General features: G+C 40.8%; 8 protein-coding genes, 1 other RNA gene and 1 pseudogene. 9 read left to right on the top strand and 1 reads right to left on the bottom strand.

Features of this window, described 5'->3' with window-relative positions; translation table 11 throughout:
* Nucleotides 1–363: 363 nt before the first annotated feature.
* Entirely contained in the window at nt 364–1,578 is a 1,215-nt protein-coding gene (locus tag HGR01_RS17990; RefSeq protein WP_045867418.1) for a hybrid sensor histidine kinase/response regulator, read from the top strand.
* 285 nt (nt 1,579–1,863) lie between these two features.
* On the opposite strand, the gene ssrA is transcribed toward HGR01_RS17990, so the two are convergent.
* Nucleotides 1,864–2,252: a transfer-messenger RNA gene (gene ssrA, locus HGR01_RS17985) on the bottom strand.
* Between the two features lie 794 nt (nt 2,253–3,046).
* Between ssrA and HGR01_RS17980 the strand changes: the two genes are divergently transcribed.
* From HGR01_RS17980 to HGR01_RS17945, 8 genes and pseudogenes are all read left to right on the top strand, one after another.
* Nucleotides 3,047–4,813 (top strand): ShlB/FhaC/HecB family hemolysin secretion/activation protein, encoded by a 1,767-nt coding sequence (locus tag HGR01_RS17980; RefSeq protein ID WP_096621627.1) that lies wholly within the window; start codon nt 3,047–3,049, stop codon nt 4,811–4,813.
* Nucleotides 4,814–5,245: 432 nt separating this feature from the next.
* A pseudogene (locus HGR01_RS17975) lies at nt 5,246–5,607 on the top strand (S-layer family protein); the annotation flags it as partial.
* Between the two features lie 93 nt (nt 5,608–5,700).
* On the top strand, nt 5,701–8,208 hold the full coding sequence (locus HGR01_RS17970) for a beta strand repeat-containing protein (protein ID WP_045867414.1): 2,508 nt from the start codon (nt 5,701–5,703) through the stop codon (nt 8,206–8,208).
* 64 nt (nt 8,209–8,272) lie between these two features.
* Nucleotides 8,273–10,960 carry a filamentous hemagglutinin N-terminal domain-containing protein gene (locus HGR01_RS17965; protein ID WP_045867413.1) on the top strand — a complete coding sequence of 896 codons (2,688 nt, stop codon included), beginning with the start codon at nt 8,273–8,275 and terminating at the stop codon, nt 10,958–10,960.
* A 64-nt stretch (nt 10,961–11,024) separates the two neighbouring features.
* Nucleotides 11,025–13,472, top strand: coding sequence for a beta strand repeat-containing protein (locus tag HGR01_RS17960; RefSeq protein WP_045867412.1), 2,448 nt, complete (start codon nt 11,025–11,027; stop codon nt 13,470–13,472).
* A 91-nt stretch (nt 13,473–13,563) separates the two neighbouring features.
* A complete protein-coding gene (locus HGR01_RS17955) occupies nt 13,564–15,951 on the top strand; it encodes a filamentous hemagglutinin N-terminal domain-containing protein (protein WP_045867411.1) in 2,388 nt (795 codons plus the stop codon).
* Nucleotides 15,952–16,015: 64 nt separating this feature from the next.
* Entirely contained in the window at nt 16,016–18,511 is a 2,496-nt protein-coding gene (locus tag HGR01_RS17950) for a filamentous hemagglutinin N-terminal domain-containing protein (protein WP_045867410.1), read from the top strand.
* A 64-nt stretch (nt 18,512–18,575) separates the two neighbouring features.
* Nucleotides 18,576–21,290: a filamentous hemagglutinin N-terminal domain-containing protein gene (locus HGR01_RS17945; protein ID WP_045867409.1), complete on the top strand. Its 2,715-nt coding sequence runs from the start codon at nt 18,576–18,578 to the stop codon at nt 21,288–21,290.
* The last annotated feature ends 393 nt before the right edge of the window (nt 21,291–21,683 follow it).

Genomic DNA, 21,683 nt, shown 5'->3' with positions numbered 1-21,683 from the left:
CAAGTAAAAGCAGTTTAAAAGCTAATAAATAAGCAAAAACTATGGTTTAACAGGTGAATTATTGCGTATTTTGGTAAATATAAGCCAATCATGGAGGCATTGTAGCATAACAGGGCGTAAATTAGGCTATTATTCTAAATGCCTCAAAGAACTACTTCATATACCTCTTTCTTTCATACTTTAGCCTTCATACTTCTCCTGCGGAGAGAGACGCTACGCGTAGCTTGCTTCCCCGTAGAGATACAGCCTTCTTGTACTAGAGTCTGCAAATAATTTAAATCAATTATCAAAAGACATGTATAACTTGCTTTTGTTACCTACAGCAGAGGAAAGCTAGCAACTATATTTGCCAAGGGATTAAAAATGATAGAAAATAGTTCTGCCAAATTAAAGCATATTCTTTTAGTAGATGATAATCCTCATAATTTGAAAGTGTTATCAGAAATGATAAACGGATGTGGCTGGAAAACATTAATGGCCACAGATGGAGAATCAGCTATTGAACAGGCAGGATATGCTCACCCATATTTAATCATGCTAGATGTGATGATGCCGGGAATCGATGGATTTGAAACTTGTCGGAGGTTGAAGGCTAATTCTGGTACTGAGAAAATTCCCATTATCTTTATGACGGCTTTATCTGATACTAGCAGTAAGGTTCAAGCTTTAGAGTTAGGAGCAGTCGATTACATTTGTAAACCCTTCCAAGAAAAAGAAGTATTAGCAAGAGTAAAAACCCATGTTTCTTTGTATTCATTACAGGTGGAATTGGAAGAACTTGTCCAAGAACGCACGGCTGAACTGATTAAAGCTAAAGATCAGGCAGAAATTGCTAACCGAGCAAAAAGTAATTTTCTTTCGGTGATGAGTCATGAACTGCGTACTCCTCTTAATGCCATATTGGGTATGACAGAAGGGTTAAAAGATGAAATTTTTGGTACTATCAACGAGCCACAAAAACAAGCACTATTAACTATTGAACAGAGTGGAGAAAATCTGCTGGCTTTAATCAACGATATTCTTGATGTATCCAGAATCGAAAGAGGCACAATAGAACTGGAACTCACATCAGTTAATATTGAAGAAATTTGTAACCATGTTATCGCTATAATTAGTCAAAAAGCGGTAAAGAAAGATATTCAATTACTTGCAGAAATTCAGCCGAATTTAAAGAAAATTACGATTGATAAACAACGTATAGCTCAATCAATAATATATTTACTGAGTAATGCCGTTAAATTTACTCCTCAGGGTGGTCAGGTTACACTAACAGTTGAATCTGTTCCCACATCAGTTTATAAAACAGAAATTAAATATATTGACCCTACGCAAAATCATCATGCTTGGCTGGTCATATCCATAGCAGATACTGGCATTGGCATAGCCCCAGAAGATATTGATAAACTTTTTCAACCTTTTGTGCAATTGGATAGCGGTTTGAGCCGTCAATATGAAGGTAGTGGATTAGGGCTAGTTTTAGTCAAGCAAATTGTCGAACAACATGGCGGTAATATTTGGGTTCATAGCGAGGTTGGGAAGGGAAGTTGCTTTACTATTGAAGTTCCTTTACTGAGCTAAATAAATCGATGAAAATAAACCAAACTAAGTTATAAACCGTCAATAGACTTCAAATACTTACTAATATCTACTATATACTACATATTAGCGTTGCGTAGCAAATAGTAGCCTAAGAGTACTAGAAGCAATGACAGCCATTGACAGTTATTTTTCATGTTTAACTAATAATTTGGCATAACAGGTAAGGAAGAACCAACCATTTACCTTAGGGACTAACCATGTCTTGAGGCTAAAAACAAAATCCACCTAGATATTAAATTATCAGGTGGACTTGTTCAATATTTGTAGTGGATCCGAGCAGAGTCGAACTGCTGTCCAAATTGGGTATTGACCCTCCGCTCATTCACAGGTTTAGCCTATCTGACCCTCAAGGCGGGAATCGTTCATTATCCCGAACGTAGGATGCTCTGATTAAGTCTTAGCTAGCAAGTCAACCAGAGAATACTTGCTAGAGCATCCGTTGGGGTTGGTCTCTAGCCCTTAACGGAGTCGGACTAAAGACGCTCGGACCTATAAGAGGCTATTAGGCAGCAACTAGGGCTTCCTTACGAGCAAATTTTACGATATTGTTCGCATTTACTTTTGTTTTGAGCCTTGGATTTGCGAGAGGAGACTCACTCTCGACCTGAATCACAGAGCAGCGTTCGCCAACCTGTCGAAACCGTGACGGACCCATGTTCTTCATACTTCAATTATAATACGCACTTTGGGAAATGTGTGTTAAGACCAATAATTTTCTGAGCACCAGCTTCACAGGCAACACCCCACCTGCTCAGGGACTTGCGGGACAGAGATGCGATTAATCACGTCTCAATAAGCAGGGGGGACAAAGAATATATTCTCGGAGTACATTGGATAATTTATTTTCTGGAAGTACCTAAGAAATAAATATGTAGTTTATGAGGGCGCTGCAATCATATATTTATTGTATAATTTATAACATTTTATTTTTCTTTTTTTTAACGATTTCAATTAGCAACACTTTATTAAAGCGGCTTTTATCTGTTGCAATGGGAAATTCAGCATTCGGAAAATACGTAGTTTTTTGCTATTCAGATACGAAATTACAGTATAATTTCGGCTTACTAATGCGCTTGAGCATCAGTATGATATGACCAGACATATATAAATAGGTACATTAATTAGTCATTAAAGCTTGGGTACGCGCTCAGGTTTAATCAGGGCGCATGAAAATATTTTGTCAATATTCAAGAGGTAATGGCTATTCGCCATAATTTTGAATTGTTTGTCCTCCTCTCCTGATTTACTTCCCTATTCCCCAGTCCCCATTCGTGAATTTGGCGTTCTGGTCAGTTGGATACAGAAACAATCTGCAGCGTCTTTAGATATTACTTATTTTAGTGTTGGGAAATGGACTTGTTAAGCTTTGATCGCTAACTTATACATGACGATTCAAGCATTGTTCAAGGAGGTAAAGAAACAAAGGTAAAAATTATTACAAAATCTTATGCAGAATAAATGTGTTTTTTTCAGCCAACAAATATTCAGATCCAATTTTTTATTAAAGCCTCTAAGTTTCAGCTTTGTTTTAGCAGCAGTTTTGGGTAACTGTCAAAATACCTATGCCCAAACAGCTAATCCTCAAACCTTACCACCTGGGAGAGTAGAAGAAGTTCCGGTGACACCATTACCTGCGGATGTGCTACCGCAGCCACCAAAAACCAATCCCATACTACCTCCGCCACAATTACCAAATCAGTCAACTCCCTGGCAAGACGATCTTAATGCTAAGTTTCGAGTAGAGCGCATTGAAGTTTTAGGGAGTACAGTTTTCAAAGCAGAACAGTTTGCCACGATTACAGATCCTTTTGTGGGTAAAGAACTCAGTTTTGCAGAGTTGTTACAAATCAAAGATGCGATTACCAAGCTGTACAGCGATAACGGTTATGTCACTACAGGCGCATTGATTACACCGCAAACAGTAGAAGCTGGGGTAATCAAAATTCAGGTGATCGAAGGTAGCGTCCAAGAAATCAAGATTACTGGTAATCGCCGATTGCGTAGTCAATACATTCGCGATCGCATTCGACTTGGTGCAGGAACTCCCTTGAATGTGCCGCGCTTAATCGAAAAGTTGCAACTACTCCGCCTCGATCCGCGCATTCAAAATCTCTCAGCTGAGTTACAGATGGGGGTAACTCCGGGAAGCAATATATTACAAGTCGAAGTTCAAGAAGCCGACACCTTCAGCCTCACAGCATCTCTAGATAATGGGCGATCGCCTAGTGTAGGTAGTTTCCGTCGGGGTGTGGATCTACAAGAAGCCAATTTACTCGGTTTAGGCGACACTCTCAGTATCGGATACGCTAATACCGATGGTAGTAATACAGTTAATTTGAATTACACCCTCCCAATTAATGCCCATAATGGCACACTTTCTTTCGGCTTCAACAAAGGTTGGAACAGAGTAATTGAAGAACCATTCAGCGTTCTTGATATTCAATCGAATACCACATCTTACGAATTTGGCTATCGACAACCATTAATACAAAAACCTTCCCAGGAATTAGCGGTGGGTGTGTCGTTCTCGCGCCAAGAAAGTCAAACTGAGTTAGGTATCGATAATATTGGGCCATTTAAACTTTCACCTGGTGCAGATGCTCAAGGAAGAACCAATATTTCTGCCTTTCGCTTTTTTCAGGAATATACCCAACGTACTACCAGCCAAGTTTTTGCAGCGCGATCGCAATTTAGTTTGGGTGTAGATTGGTTTGGTGCCAATGTTAACGATAACGAACCAGATAGCCGCTTTTTCTCTTGGCGAGGACAGGCGCAATGGGTACGACAATTGGCACCAGACACCCTATTTTTAGCAAGGGGCGATTTACAACTAGCAGCAGATTCTCTCGTACCTCTAGAGCAATTTGGTTTGGGTGGACAATTAAGTGTACGTGGCTATCGCCAAGATACATTGCTTACAGATAATGGCATGTTATTCTCAGCAGAATTTCGATTACCGATTTTGCGTGCCCCAAAAATGGGGGGAGTATTACAGCTGACACCTTTCATTGATGTGGGTAAAGGTTGGAATGTTAAGGGTAGCGATCCATCTCCAAGTACTTTGGTGGGGACTGGTGTAGGGCTGCTATGGAAGCAAAACAATAACTTCTCAGCCCGTATAGATTGGGGTATTCCTTTGACATCTGTAGAAGGGGAAAAGCGTAGTCTCCAAGAAAATGGTTTGTACTTCTCAGTGCAATATTCGCCATTTTGATAAAAGCGAGATACAACCTTTGAATATAGCACTCGCTCATTGTTGGGTATGTGGACTTAATTTATTAAGTCTATTTGAACTGTGGGCTATCAAGAGTGAACGACAAAAGGAAAACAACTTCTATGCAATTGGGCTGGCTAAAGAACATATTGAACAGTGGAATAGTTGTGGGTGCTACGCTTCTCTACAGCAATGTTACTAACGCCCAGGTGATGCCTGACGAAACACTTAATACCAAAGTCTCCCAAAGTAACAATAACTTTACCATCATCAACGGTACCCAGAGGGGAAATAACCTATCAATAAGCTAATGCGCGCCTAAATTGCATAACTACTCAAGAAGGCTGTTAACTGTTAACGGTTGACTGTCAACGGTCAACGGTCAACAGCCCTCATGAGGGATTGTGCAACTTAAAAGCAGAATAGCTTACTGTCGGTGTTGATCCCAATTCTGGTTTAATTGAACTGCCAGCAATATTACTGACTCGTCTCAAGAAATTGCTACAGGCTGTGCGGAAAATCAAGGTAGTAGTTTTGTCGCCACTGGAAGGGGTGGTTTACCACAAAATCCTACACAGGAATTGAGGAGCGATCGCACTTGGTCTGATATTCGTGATATCTCTGCATATCGAAACATCGGTGAGAGAATTACTCACGCACCCAAATTACCAGCAGTTTTAACCGAAGCTACATCTTGGCATCGTAACGCCCAAGGCAAAATCGAGCTAGTTGCTCATCAATCTCCTACTCAGGTGCAACCATCATTAACCTGTGCTGCGCTTCCTAGCATTTAATTTTCCTATAGAGAACATAGCATTTTTCAATCATTAATGTTCATGATGATACAGATTCGGGAATATTAAATGCATATCAGCGCAAATTGAAGGATGCAAACAATGTTTACGAGCTTAGGTTTGCTTAATAGCCTATTGACAAGAAGTGTCATATTGCTGCCATTAGGAATGATTTCTTTAGGAAACAACTTTGCTAATGCTCAGGTGATATCTGATGATACTACTAATACATCTGTTCAGCAAATTGGAAATAATTTTACTATTCTTAATGGTATAGAAAAGGGTAATAATTTATTTCATAGTTTTAGTAATTTCTCAGTTCCTAAAGACGGTTCAGCGACTTTTGATTTAACAAATACACCAAATATTACTAATATATTTAGTCGAGTGACTAGTGGAAAAGCTTCTGATATTAATGGATTGATTAGTACCATCAAGAATAATAACTCCGTCAGTTTATTTTTAATCAATCCGGCGGGAATTATGTTTGGTAAAGATGCGGTATTGAATATTGGTGGTTCATTTGTCGGTACAACAGCCAATAGTATTAAGTTTGCTGATGGCACAGAATTTAGCGCTGTTAACCCAAATACAACTCCTTTGCTGACTATGAGTGTACCTGTAGGTTTACAGATGGGCAGTAATCCCGGTGCCATTAATGTCCAGAATACAGGACATCTTTTGAAGTTCTTTATTCACCCTTTAATTTCTTCTCCAGATACTAGTAAAAATCCCGTAGGATTAGGTGTTAAAACTAATAATAATTTGGCATTAATAGGTGGAGATATAAATTTAGATGGAGGCGTATTAAATGCACCTTCTGGACATATTGAACTCGGTAGCGCTATTAATGGTATAGTGAATTTCAACACTTCGACTTCTAACTGGAGTTTTGATTATAGTAATCTTCAGCAATTTGGTAATATTCAGCTTTTGCATCAATCTCTAGCTGATGCTAGTGGTAATCCTGCAGGTTCGATTCACTTTCAAGGTCGAAATATTACCTTGAATGATGCTTCTGCTGCACTATTAATTAATCAAGGAAGTGGTAATGCTGGCGATATTAGCGTTAATGCCAGTGAATCATTAACATTACGGGGAATTGGCACTGCTGAATTTCCCCAAACTCTGTTGCGTGCTGATAACTTTGGCGATGGTGGAGGAGGTAATATTTTTGTTTCTGCCGCAAAACTATTACTGCAGGATGGCGGTTCTCTTCATGGAATCAATTTTGGTGCAGGGTCGGGAAGTAATATCTTTGTAGATATTCAAGATTTACTTCAGCTTGAGGGATTATCACCAGTTAGCGGATTTGCTAGTTCTATAAACACAATTACCAGAGGTTCTGGGAAAAGTGGTGATGTTGGAATTATTACCAAAAGATTGCAGGTTTTAAATGGTGCTGTAATTGGCAATTCTCCTTGGGGAAATGGTATCGGAGGTAATACTACGATTAATGCCAGCGATTCCATTGAAATTAGCGGCGAAAATTCACAAAATTTGGCTGACAGCGTCATAGTTGTGGGTACATTCAGCCAAGCAAATGCCGGTCATTTAACTATTAATACTCCTAAACTGAAGTTGCGAGATGGAGGAGGTATAGTTAACTCAACTGTAAATAGCGGCAATGCAGGAGATGTAAATATCAATGTTTCAGACACTATAGAAGTCAGCGGCAAAGGTCGTCTTTCCGGTCTTCCTAGCCGCATAGGTGCTAGGGCAGAATTGCTTGCACCACCTATTCGGCAACTATTTGGCTTACCAGATGTAATTACAGGTAATACAGGCACTCTGACCATCAATACCCAAAACTTGCAGATTACCGATGGCGCAATTGTTGGCGTTGATCATCAAGGTGTTGGCAATGCCGGAAAACTAGAAATTAATGCAGGTTCAATCCGGCTTAATAATGGTGGTATCTTGACAGCAGAAACTTTTCAAGGTGAAGGTGGTAATATTTTTATTCAGTCAAATAACTTGATTATGCGTCATGGTAGTTCGATTGTGACGAATGCAGGTGGCATTGGCAACGGTGGCAATATGACTATTAATTCTGCTGTGATCCTCGGTTTAGAAAATAGCGATATCGTTGCTAATGCAATCAAAGGTAATGGCGGTAATATCAACATCACTACCCAAAGCGTTTTTGGACTGCAATATCGTCCTCAACTAACATCAGAAAACGATATCACAGCTAGTTCTCAATTTGGCATCAACGGTACAGTTGATATTAACAATTTTGGTGTTGACCCCAATTCAGGCTTAGTGGAATTACCCGCAAATATTACCGACCCATCACAGCAAATTGCTACAGGGTGTTCTGCAAATACTGGTAGTAGTTTTGTCGCTACGGGAAGGGGTGGAATACCGCAAAATCCGACGCAAGAAGTGAGGAGTGATCGCCCTTGGTCAGACATCCGTGACATCTCTGCATTCCACACCACACAACCAGCACAAGCCCAAATACCTACAACACCACAAGTTCTTGTGCAAGCAACTGGCTGGCGACGCAACGCCAAAGGCAAAATTGAGCTAGTTGCTAATCAATCTCCGACCCAGATGCAACCAGCCTTAACCTGTGCTGCCATACCTCAAAATTAATTACAGTTACAACATTTAGCAAAGGGGGAACAATAAATACACAATCAAAATCAGAAATTGGTGAATGAAATTAACATTTATTGGGTTTGGGATTCTGAGTACAATCTGCATATCTGCTGTTTGCAACAATAGTGTTTATGCTCAAGTCACACCCGATGGCAGTCTCGGCACTGTTGTGAATGGTAGTAGTAATTACCACATTACTGAGGGGACTCGTGTCGGCAACAATTTATTTCACAGCTTTAGCCAATTCTCTATCTCTACAGGCAGTTCGGCATCATTTGACAATGCTACTGATATTCAAAATATTTTTAGTCGGGTGAGTGGTAGTAATATTTCTCACATAGATGGTTTAATTAGTGCCAAGGGTAGTGCTAATTTATTCTTACTCAACCCATCAGGGATGATTTTTGGGCCAAATGCCAGCTTAAATATCGGTGGTTCCTTTGTCGGGACAACTGCCAATAGTATTAAATTTGCCGATGGTATAGAGTTTAGCGCTATTGATACCACCACAAAACCTCTATTAACAATGAGCATACCTGTGGGGCTACAACTAGGAGCTAATGCTGGAGCGATAAAAGCTCAGGGAATACCAGCAAATAATATCTTTTTCCGTCCTTTGCAAACATTTAAAGCTCAAACAGTTGCATTAGTTGGTAGCGAGATTGATATTAATTCCGCCAGTTTCAGCAATCCAGATGGAAGATTTGAATTATGGGCTTTGCGGAATGGGGAAGTTGGATTGAGCAATCAAGCTAAATTGCAATTAACTAGCCCTATTTCTGCCGATTGGGGAACAGTTACACTCAGCCAATCTTCGCTTCTGGATACCACTGGGTTGAATGGAGGAGCAATTAACATTCACGGACGAGGTTTAACACTCAAGGATGGTTCAACAATTTCTTCCGGTACAGGAAAATTTGGTCAAGGAGAGGGTATAAATGTCAAAACCACGGAATTTGTAGATTTGTTGGGACTATCTAGCCCAGAGAATTACGATTTACCTGGATTATCTACTAGCCCATTGGAAAGTGGGGCAAAGGCAGGAGATATTACAATAAAGACCGAGCGTTTGCGAATTGCGAATGGAGCTTGGTTGCAGTCCCTCTGCAATATCTTAGCTCTCGATCCTTTGACTGCCACTTTTACTTTTAAAACAATTAACGATGCTAGCACTGGAAATATTAATATTCTTGCCAAGGATGTGGAAGTGAATGGATACAATCCATTTGTCAATGCTGACTTTGGTATTGCTTTGTTTCGTCCTAGTGCTATTACCACCTTGGTTAATGGTGGTAATAGGAATAACAGCGGCAATATCACTATTGAAGCTGATCGAGTCCGCTTGCTGAATGGAGGTAGAATAAGCACAGATTTAGTCAGTTTCGGATTCATTACCACCGGAAAGTCTGGCGACATCTCAATTAAATCTGCTGAGAGTTTGGAAATTTCTGGAGTAACACCTAGTGGACTTAATGGTGCTGTTATCAGTTCGATTCAACCTTTTGCAGAGGGTCAAGGTGGTAGTATTTCTATCAATACTGGGCATTTGGCTTTGTCCAAGGGTGGAACTATCTCTAGTGCTTTATCAGGAAGTGGTAAGGCTGGGAATATCGCAATTCAAGCAAATAATGTAGAAGTCAGCGACCCAATAATCGATAGTATTAGTCTGACAGTGAGTGGTATCAACGTTGCAGTAGCTAAGAATGCGATCGGTCAGAGTGGAAATATTCAGCTAACAGCAGACAGCTTACGTGTGTTCAATGGTGGACAGATTACTTCCTCCAGCCAAGGTCAGGGAAATGCTGGTAGTGTTAACCTACAAGTGAAAAATCTTGACGTACAAGGAACTTCCCAAAACTTAATTAATGGTAGCTATCTCAACAGTGCGATCGCTGCTGCTTCTGATAATAGCTTTGCTGCTGGGTCTGTAAATATCACATCAGATGCAGTGCGTGTCAGGGATAATGCGGAAATCACTGTGAGTAATACAGGTAGCGGTGATGCAGGCAACCTCAATATTAATGCCAATCAAATCTTTCTCGACAATGAAGCAAGTTTGCGTTCTGAGGTGCATGGAGGCGGTCAGGGTAACATCTATCTGAATGCTAATAATGTTCTGCTGTTAAGGCATGGTAGTAACATCATTACTAATGCCTTTGGTAATTCCACTGGTGGCAATATTAATATCAATGCGGGGTCAATTGTTGCTGTGCCGACTGAAAACAGCGATATCTCGGCTAATGCTGTACTAGGAAGTGGTGGTAATATCCAAATCACCACTCAAAGCATCTTTGGGTTGCAATTTCAAAACCAACTTACACCCAATAGTGACATCACTGCCAGTTCGCAATTTGGATTGAGTGGCACTGTGCAGGTAAATACTGTTGGGGTTGACCCCAATTCTGGGTTAGTGGAATTACCTACAAATATTACCGATCCATCGCAGCAAATAGCTACAGGTTGTTCTGCAAATACTGGTAGTAGTTTTGTCGCTACAGGAAGGGGTGGTGTACCAGAAAATCCTACACAGGAATTGAGGAGCGATCGCGCTTGGTCTGATACTCGTGATATATCTGTATTCCACACCACACAACCAGCGCAAGCCCAAATACATACAACATCACAAGTTCTTGTGCAAGCAACTGGCTGGCGACGCAACGCCAACGGCAAAATTGAGCTAGTTGCTAATCAATCACCAACTCAGGTACAAACAACATTAACCTGTGCTGCCATACCTCAAAATTAATTACCGTTACAGCACTTAGCAAAGGGGGAACAATAAATACACAATCAAAATCAGAAATTGGTGAATGAAATTAACATTTATTGGGTTTGGGATTCTGAGTACAATCTGCATATCTGCTGTTTGCAACAATAGTGTTTATGCTCAAGTCACACCCGATGGCAGTCTCGGCACTGTTGTGAATGGTAGTAGTAATTACCACATTACTGAGGGGACTCGTGTCGGCAACAATTTATTTCACAGCTTTAGCCAATTCTCTATCTCTACAGGCAGTTCGGCATCATTTGACAATGCTACTGATATTCAAAATATTTTTAGTCGGGTGAGTGGTAGTAATATTTCTCACATAGATGGTTTAATTAGTGCCAAGGGTAGTGCTAATTTATTCTTACTCAACCCATCAGGGATGATTTTTGGGCCAAATGCCAGCTTAAATATTGGTGGTTCCTTTGTCGGGACAACTGCCAATAGTATTAAATTTGCTGATGGGACAGAATTTAGTGCTGTAGATTTTACCACTAAACCATTATTAACAATGACTGTACCCATTGGGTTACAAATGGGTATTCATCCCGCATCGATACAAGTCCAAGGTACAGGACATAGCCTAGATGCAACTGATAGTTTTTCACCTGTAATTAATAATCCTAGCTCCACAAAATTACAAGTACAGTCGGGAAAAACCTTAGCATTGGTGGGTGGAAATATCTCATTGGATGGTGCTACTCTGAGTGCGGCAACAGGTCAAATAGAATTAGGGAGTCTGGGAGGTGCAGGATTAGTTAGTTTAGTACCGACTACACAGGGTTATAAATTAGAGTATGAGCAGGGACAAAGTTTTGCTGATATTCAACTAACACAAAAATCGCTATTAGATGTGAGTGGGTTTAACTCCGGTGCAGTTCAACTCCAGGGAAGAAATATCAAAATTACCGATGGTTCGTTGATTCTATCTGAGAATTACGGCAATCTTAAGAGTGGAAATATTAACGTGCAAGCATCAGACGCGATCGCTATTATTGGTACTACACCCAATGCGAAAATTCGTAGTTGGATTAATGCGGAAGCTTTGGGAACCGGAGAAAGCGCAAATCTCAGTATTATTACTCCCCGTTTGACACTCCAAGAAGGTTCAGCAATAAGTACTTCAACTTATGGAAATGCTAACGGTGGTAACATCCAGATTCAAGCAGCAGATATAGAGGTATCCGGGTTTTCACCCCTCAATCCTACTGGCGCGACAGCCATTATCACTACCACTTTTGGAAAAGGATCTGCTGGAGATATCTTGGCTAATGGGAATAATTTACTCATCTCTGGGGGAGCTACATTATCATCAGTGATATTAGGTAGTGGCTCCAGTGGTCAAGTGATGGTTCGCAATCAAAATACCACCGTTATCGGTGAAAACCCTTTTGGGCTTTCTAGTTTTATTGGTATAACTGCCTTTGCCGATGGCAATGCCAAAGATGTAAGATTAGATACTAGTAACTTGCAAATATTAAATAGTGGAATAATTGGTTCATCTGCATTATTTGTCGGTAATGGTGCCAATATCCAAATCAATGCGAGTGAGGCGATCGCTATTAGTGGTCGTGGTAGTAGTAATAACAGTAATATTCGCTCTGCTGTTGTGCGTTTCAGTCCGGAATTACGTCAAGTCTTTGGTTTACCAGATATCCTCACAGCAAATGCAGGGAGTGTCAGTATTACGACACCAAAACTTACACTTGCAGATGGTGGAACAGTCACAGTTACTAGTCAAGGTACTGGGAATGCCGGAAATCTGAAAATTATTGCCGATCAGATCCAATTGCAAAATCAAGCTTTAATTCAGGCGCAAACCGAATCAGGTAATGGTGGTGATATCAGTTTGCAAGTAGGAGATTTGCTACTATTGCGCGATCAAAGCCAAATTACTTCCACAGCACAAGGTAATGGTAACGGCGGCAATATTACCATTAATTCACCCATCGTTTTCGGCTTAGAAAACAGCGATATTACAGCTAATGCTTTCCAAGGTAAAGGCGGTAATATTAACATCACCACTCAGGGAATTATTGGTTTAGAATACCGTTCGCAACTGACATCAGAAAATGATATTACTGCTAGTTCCGAGTTTGGAGTCAATGGTATAGTCGAAGTGAATAATATCAGTGTTGATCCTAATTCGGGTTTAGTGCAATTACCTGGAAATGTCACCGATTCATCTCAGCAAATTGCTACAGGTTGTAATACTTATACTGGTAGTAGTTTTATCGCCACAGGACGAGGTGGTGTACCACAAAATCCAAATCAAGATGTGAGGAGCGATCGCACTTGGTCAGACATCCGTGACATCTCTGCATTCCACACCACACAACCAGCACAAGTCCAAATACCTATAACACCACAAATTCTTGTGCCAGCAACTGGCTGGCGACGTAACGCAATGGGCAAAATTGAATTAATTGCCGATAAATCTTCTGTGAATTTACAATCATCATTAACTTGTGCTGGCCTTAACAAAAGCTAAAAATAAATAACTATAACATTACACAGCTAACCTAATAGCAAAATTTACTTTGGGAAGACTATATACAAAGTAGATAATCACAAACAAGTTGATGAAAATAAATTTTTCTGAGTTTAGCTTCCTGGGTGCAATCTGCATATTGGCTATATCCAACAGTGATGTTCACGCACAAGTAACTCCAGACAGCACTCTCAACACCTTTGTAAGTGGGATTAATAACTATACCATCACCAACGGCACTCGTGTTGGTAATAACTTATTTCATAGCTTTAGCCAATTTTCTATTCCTAACAATGGCTCTGCATCATTTGACAATGATCTTAATGTCGCAAATATTTTTAATCGAGTGACTGGCGGTAATATTTCTACAATTAATGGTTCAATCAGCGCCAAGGGAAGTGCCAATTTATTTTTGCTCAACCCATCTGGGATTATTTTTGGAGCTAATGCCCAGTTAAATATTGGTGGCTCGTTTGTTGGTACAACAGCCAACAGTATTAAGTTTCTGGATGGAGTAGAGTTTAGTGCTACCAATCCGACAGCAACACCTTTGTTAAGCATCAATGTCCCTATCGGTTTGCAGTTTGGGCAAAATCCTCGTGCCATTCAAGTTCAAGCATCTGCTACTCAATTTCAAGTACCGACAGGAAAAACTTTAGCCCTGATAGGAGGAGATATATTTGTAGACAGTCGTAATCTTTCCATTCCTCAAGGAAGAATTGAGTTAGGTGCAGTTGATGTGGGGAATGTTAGCCTTACTCCTAATAATCTAGGCTGGAGTTTAGGTTATCAAGATGTTCCTATTTTTCGGAATCTAGACTTATCTAACCAAGCTCTAATTTCAACAGGTGGTAATGGTGAAATTCATCTATGGGGAGCTGATGTCTCTTTGAGTGGGGGTTCTCGCGTCTCAATTCAAAACATTACAAATGCTCAAACTCCAGGCAAGATTTCCGTTCATGCCTCGAAGCTACTAACAGTCACTGGCGATAATCCCAGTGGCAGTACTACCAGTGCCATTCGATCTGGAGCGATCTTTACTGGGATGGTGAGCAATATTGAAATATTTACACAAGACTTGATTGCTAATAATGGTGGTATTATCCTGACCAGTAACATTAGTAATTCTGTAGGTGGAGGCAATATTACTGTTAATGCCTCTGGCAATATTCAAGTAGCAGGAGTAGGAAAGATACCAACTAATCGTAGTGGTATTTCTGGTCTGACTTTTTTGTCGGGAAAGGGTGGAGATGTGAGCGTAGTTGCGAATCGCTTGGTAATTATGGATGGTTCTGTAGTCACAACCTCCACCATTGGAACAGGTGCAGCAGGAAATGTGGCAATTCAGGCCACAGAATCTATTGAATTGGCTGGAGTTGAAACCGCCTCCACAACTTTTGCTCCTAGTTCCCTGAGTTCTTCAACCCTTGCTGCTGGTAATTCTGGCAACCTGATTGTGAATACAGCTAGATTATCAGTGCAAAGTGGAGCAAGAGTAGAAGCTTCTTCTTACGCTAGTGGAAAAGCCGGAAATGTCACTCTCAATGCCTCAGAATCAATAGAAGTTGTTGGTAAGCCCATAGAATCATTTTTAATTCCCAGTTTTATCGGTTCATCAACAGTTCAACAAGCTGGTTCATCAAGAGTTTTAACTGGAAATAGTGGAGATGTCCAAATTACAACTCAGCAATTGAAAGTTGCTAATCATGGATTAATTAATGTCAGAAATGATGGTCAAGGTAATGCTGGAACTGTAAAAATCAATGCCAATTATTTATTATTAGATACTCAAGGTGCGATTACTGCTGTCACACAAGTAGGAGAAGGTGGCAATATTGCTGTCAATGCCAACACTCTATTGATGCGCCATAACAGTGCGATTAATGCTACATCTAATGCCATTGGTGATGGTGGTAATATCACGATTAATTCACCCATCATTGTCGGCTTAGAAAATAGTGATATTATCGCTAATGCTATTCAAGGTAAAGGCGGCAATATTCACATTGCTACTCAAGGCATTTTCGGTCTAGAATACCGTTCTCAACTCACATCAGAAAACGACATTACTGCCAGTTCGCAATTTGGCATTAATGGCATAGTTGAAGTGAATAATATTGGTGTCGATCCCAATTCCGGCTTAATCAAACTACCAGCAAATATCACCGATTCAGCGCAACAAATTGCCCGTGGTTGTGATGCCAATACTGGTAGTAGTTTTGTCGCCACAGGAAGAGGGGGAATACCGCAAAATCCCACACAGGAGGTGAGGAGCGATCGCACTTGGTCTGATGCTCGTGATATCTCTGCATTCCATACAACAAAACCAGCACAAGCCCAAATACCAAAATCCCCAGAAGTTCTAGTACAAGCCACTGGCTGGCGACGTAACGCAATGGGCAAAATTGAGCTGGTTGCAAATAACTCTCTCAGTCACGTGCAACCATCATTAACCTGTGCTGCTGTTCCTAAAATTTAATCATGTTATTTTTCATACCTTTCCGGGAACGTTAACTTTAACGAGTTCAATCTAGGTATTGGTGATGATAATTATCTACAAAGAATCAAATTTTTGGTTTCAATTGTTGTTAACAGCATTGACCACGGGATTTTTCACTTCAGGCATATCATCAATAGCTTTGGCTCAGGTGACATCGGATGGCACAACTAACACAATTGTCAATACCAATGGTAATGATTTTACGATTCTCAATGGCATAGATAAAGGTAATAATTTATTTCACAGTTTCAGTAATTTATCTGTGCCAACAGGTGGCAGTGCAACCTTTGATTTAACCAATACACCAAATATTACAACGATATTTAGTCGAGTCACAGGCGGTAATATTTCTAATATAGATGGGTTAATTCGGACGCTCAGTAGCAATAACCCAGTCAGTTTATTTTTGATGAATCCTAATGGCATTGTATTCGGGCCAAATGCCAGTTTAAATATTGGCGGTTCCTTTGTGGGAACCACAGCGAATAGTATTAAATTTGCGGATGGGGCAGAATTTAGTGCTGTTCCAAGTGCAGATAAACCTTTGCTGACAATGAGTGTACCTGTGGGTTTGCAAATGGGTCAAAATTCGGGGGGGATTGCTGTCGAGGGCTTAGGGCATCGGATAACAGGTGATGTCTTTACACCCTTAGATCCCAGTCAGAATCCTACAGGTTTACAAGTTTTGGCAGGCAATACCTTAGCACTCATAGGTAATGAGGTAAATTTCTCTGGTGGAATTGTCGCAACTAAAGGAGGTGGACATCTAGAAGTAAGCAGCGTGCAACAGGGGCAAGTAGGACTTACGCCCAGTTTGACAAGATGGGTAGGAGATTATTCCCAAGTCGAGAAATTTAATGATATTCATCTAGCCCAACAATCTCTCCTAGATGCCAGTGGTAGCAATGGCTCAATTCAAATCCAAGGAAAAAACATCAACTTGAGCACAGGTTCAGCCGTTGTGCTGCAAAACTTGGGGGAAAAATCACAAGGAATTACTATCCGCGCCACAGAGTCTTTGAGTTTAACAGGCAATACCTCAGACCAAAGACTAGGCAGCATAATCAAAATTGATAACTTGGGAACAGGTTCACCCGGAGATATTTTGATTGGAGCTAATCAACTCTCCCTGGAAGATGGCGGAGCAATTTGGAATAGGGCGTTTACCGAAGGAGTGAGTGGTAATATTAGCATCAATGTTGAAGGCTTGATAGACTTGAATGGTTTTGTCCTTGGTAATCCGGCGATGCCCTCCTCGATTGCCACAATTACTACTAGCTCCAGTAATGCAGGCGATATTCTTATTTCTACGAGTAACCTCAGAATAAGAAATGGGGGTGGTATTGCTTCTACTACTGTAGGATTTGGACAAAGTGGAAGGGTAGGGGTTAATGCCAAAGACCTGATCGAAATCTTTGGCATTAACCCTATTTCAAAATTATCCAGCTTAATTACTTCGTCAACATTTTTTATAGGTAATGTAAATAGCACTGTGGTGAACACATCCAGATTAATTATTCGAGATGGAGGATTTCTGGGATCTAGCACTCTCAGTCAGGGTGCAGCCGGAAGTGTGATGATTAATGCTTCAGATTTTATCGAGGTAAGTGGTCGTGCAGCTGAATCAATCACATCGAGTCGCATTGCTTCCTCCTCTGAAATACTCGACCTTGTTTTTCAACTCCTTTATGGGCTACCAGCGATTCCCACGGGTGATGCAGGTGCTTTGACGATTAACACACCATCATTACGGGTTACTGATGGCGCATTAGTAACGGTGAAAAATGATGGACCAGGTAAAGCGGGAGATTTACAGATTAACGCCAACGCAATTTTTCTGGACAACCAAGGTAGTATCTCTGCATCAACTGCCTCTGGTAACGGGGGAAATATTCACTTGAATCTGCAAAATGACCTGCTGATGCGTCACGATAGCTGGATTTCTGCCACTTCTAAGGGTACAGGTAATGGTGGTAATTTGTCGGTTAACTCACCTGTGATTGTGGGATTAGAAAATAGTGACATTATTGCCAATGCTGTTAAAGGTCAGGGAGGTAATATTGATATTACTACTCAAGGTATTTTTGGAATAAAATATCGCAACCAATTGACAAGTGAAAGCGATATTACTGCTAGTTCTCAATTTGGGGTAAATGGTACAGTAGATATTAATAATTTTGGTGTTGACCCCAATTCTGGTTTAGTAGAATTGCCAGCCAATGTTACCGATTCATCTCAACAAATTGCTAGTGGTTGTTCTGCAAATACTGGTAGTAGTTTTGTTGCCACAGGAAGGGGTGGTGTACCGCAAAATCCCACACAGGAAATAAGGAGCGATCGCACTTGGTCAGATACTCGTGATATCTCTGCGTTCCAAACAACACAACCAGTAAAAGTACAAATACTAAAATCTCCAGCAACACTTGTCCAAGCCACTGGCTGGCGACGGAACGCAATGGGCAAAATTGAGCTTGTTGCAAATAACTCTCTGAGTCAAGTGCAGCCATCATTAACTTGTGCTGCTGTTCCCCAAATTTAATCATGTTATTTTTCATACCTTTCCGGGAACGTTAACTTTAACGAGTTCAATCTAGGTATTGGTGATGAGAATTATCTACAAAGAATCAAACTTTTGGTTTCAATTGTTGTTAACAGCATTGACCACGGGATTTTTCACTTCAGGCATATCATCACTAGCCTTGGCTCAGGTGACATCGGATGGCACAACCAACACTATTGTCAATACCAATGGTAATGATTTTACGATTCTCAATGGGATTGATAAAGGAAATAATTTATTTCATAGTTTCAGTAATTTCTCTGTGCCGACAGGTGGTAGCACCACCTTTGATTTAACCAATACACCAAATATTACAACCATATTTAGTCGCGTCACAGGTAGTAATGTTTCCAATATTGATGGGTTGATTCGCACCCTCAATAGCAATAATCCAGTTAGTTTATTTTTGATTAACCCCAACGGCATTGCATTTGGACAAAATGCCAAATTGGATATTAGTGGTTCATTTGTAGGAACGACGGCAAGTAGTATTAAGTTTGCGGATGGGACGGAGTTTAGTACTACCGATCCATCTGTACCGCCATTATTAACTATGAGTGTGCCGATCGGATTGCAAATGGGAACAACAGCAGGTGCAATCGCAGTACAAGGTGCAACTACTAACGCTAATGGACTGCAAGTAAAACCAGGTCAAACTTTTGCCCTTATAGGCAGTGATATTAATCTAGCTCAAGCAAACATCCGTGCCTCTGATGGATATATTGAATTATGGGCATTACAGAATGGGGAAATTGCCATAAACAATAATAAATGGCAACTAGCTTCTGATTCAAATAATATCACCTGGGGCAATATCAATTTGCAACAATCTTCATCTATTGATACAGATGGTATAAATGGAGGTGCAATTAATATCCGGGGGCGAGGTCTAACATTACAGGATGGGTCGAATATTAGTTCTACGACCTCGGCTGGACAGGGAAAAGGTATAACTATTCAAACTACGGAATTTGTCAATCTTTTGGGAGTTTCTAATCCAAGACAACTTCTCCTTTCTGGTGTCAATACATCAGTAGGTAAGCAATTTGTTTTTCTTGCGCCACCAAGACCGCCAACAACTGGACGTGCAGGAAACATAACCATTGAAACCCAACACTTAAAGTTAGCCAATGGCGCATGGATTCAATCGACAACATCCGGTAACAACTCTATCGCTGGAGATATTAATATTCGGGCTACTGATGTTAATTTAGTCGGGTATGAAACACCTTTTTCTCTACCTATTGTCAGTTCGATTGGTACTTTAATCACGAATGGCAGCAACAATCAAAGTGGAAAGATGAGTATTGAAGCCCAAAGAGTTAGCCTATTTGATGGTAGTCGTGTCAGTAGCGGTATATTGGGGGGAAATGGCTCTGGAGGAGAAGTCTCTATTCGGGCAGGGGAAAGTTTAGAAATTCGGGGGGCTAACCCTAACGCTGGCATAACCAGTGCTGTTCTCGCCTCAATCGCAGCTGGAGCAAAAGGGCAAGGTGGTCGGATTATAATTGACACAGGAACCCTAATTCTAGCTAATGGTGGCACGATTACCAGTGCATTAGCAAGTGCCAGTAATGCGTTCTTTGGCCCAAGACCGGGAGCGCAGGGCACGGCTGGAAGTATTGACATTCGAGCAAGGGAAATACAAGTTAGCAATCCCTTGATCGATGGTTTTGGTGGAGACATCACTGGTATTACTGCTTCTCTCGGCAAGGGTGCTGCGGGTCAAGGGGGCAGCATTAATCTCACAGCAGATAACCTGCGTGTGTTCAATGGCGGACAAATTACCTCATCCACAGATGGCAATGGTGCTGCGGGCAGTATCAATCTGCAATTCAAAAACATTACGGTAGAGGGTATCTCTCAACCCTTAGCAGATGGTAGAATTTTACCCAGTGCGATTACTGCATCTTCAACAACTAGTTTTGCTGCGGGGTCTGTAAATATCACATCAGATGCAGTGCGTGTCAGAGATAATGCGGAACTAACTGTGAGTAATACAGGCAGTGGCGATGCAGGCAACCTAAATATTACTGCTAATAACATCTTCCTGGACAATGAGGGAAGTCTGCGTTCTGAGGTAAATGGAGGGGGTCAAGGTAACATCAACCTCACTGCCAATGATGTGTTGCTATTACGGCACGGTAGTAATATCGTTACTAATGCTCTTGGGACTTCCACAGGTGGCAACATTAATATCAATGCTGGGTCGATTGTCGCTGTATCCGAGGAAAACAGTGATATTTCAGCGAATGCCTTCTTGGGAAGTGGTGGCAATATTCAAATCACAACTCAAGGTATTTTTGGATTGAAGTTACGCGACCAACTTACCCCAGACAGTGATATTAGTGCCAGTTCTCAATTTGGTGTCAATGGTACTGTTCAAGTCAATACTATCGGTGTTGACCCCAATTCTGGGTTAGTTGAACTACCAGCAAATCTCAGCGTTCCATCACAGCAAATTGCTACAGGCTGTGCTGCTAATACTGGTAGTAGTTTTGTTGTCACGGGAAGGGGTGGTGTACCACAAAATCCTACACAGGAGGTGAGGAGCGATCGCACTTGGATTGATCTGCGTGATATCTCTGCATTCCACAACACAAAGCCACTACAAGCCCAAATTTCCCAACCTCCCAAGGTACTTGTACAAGCTACATCTTGGCATCGTAACGCCCAAGGTCAAATTGAGCTAGTCGCAGCAACATCTCCTAGCAAGATACAACCACAATTAACTTGTGCAGCGCTTCCCCAGAGTTAATTTACGCTGTTAAAGTTTCATAGAGTTTCTCTAGCTAAGGGTAGAAGCGCAGAGTCGTTCAAATTATCTGGATTTCACGCAGTTACAACTCTTGGATTTTTCAAAAAGAATTGTTGCCATTTATAAATGGAAATATTTTTAAAAGTAAAGTTTAGTTTCAGACAGAATCTATCAGAATTGAAGCGTGATATTTTAAAAACATGAAGCTAATAGAGCTTCACTCGGCGAATATAACAGCCAAGTTAACCAAGTCCAGTTAGTTAAGAGGTAAAAACGCTGTTAGATAGTCTGTATCGCCAACTAACAACAACACCCAACTCGAAAGCTGACATTTCCTCAATTTAGTAAAGAGGGGGATATTACAACTAAATTGTTATTACATAGCGAGTATGT

The organism is Tolypothrix sp. PCC 7712 (assembly GCF_025860405.1).
GTDB classification, from domain to species: Bacteria; Cyanobacteriota; Cyanobacteriia; order Cyanobacteriales; family Nostocaceae; genus Aulosira; species Aulosira diplosiphon.
Note: the sequence above shows the minus strand (reverse complement) of the source record. Positions and strands in the feature narration are given on the sequence as shown.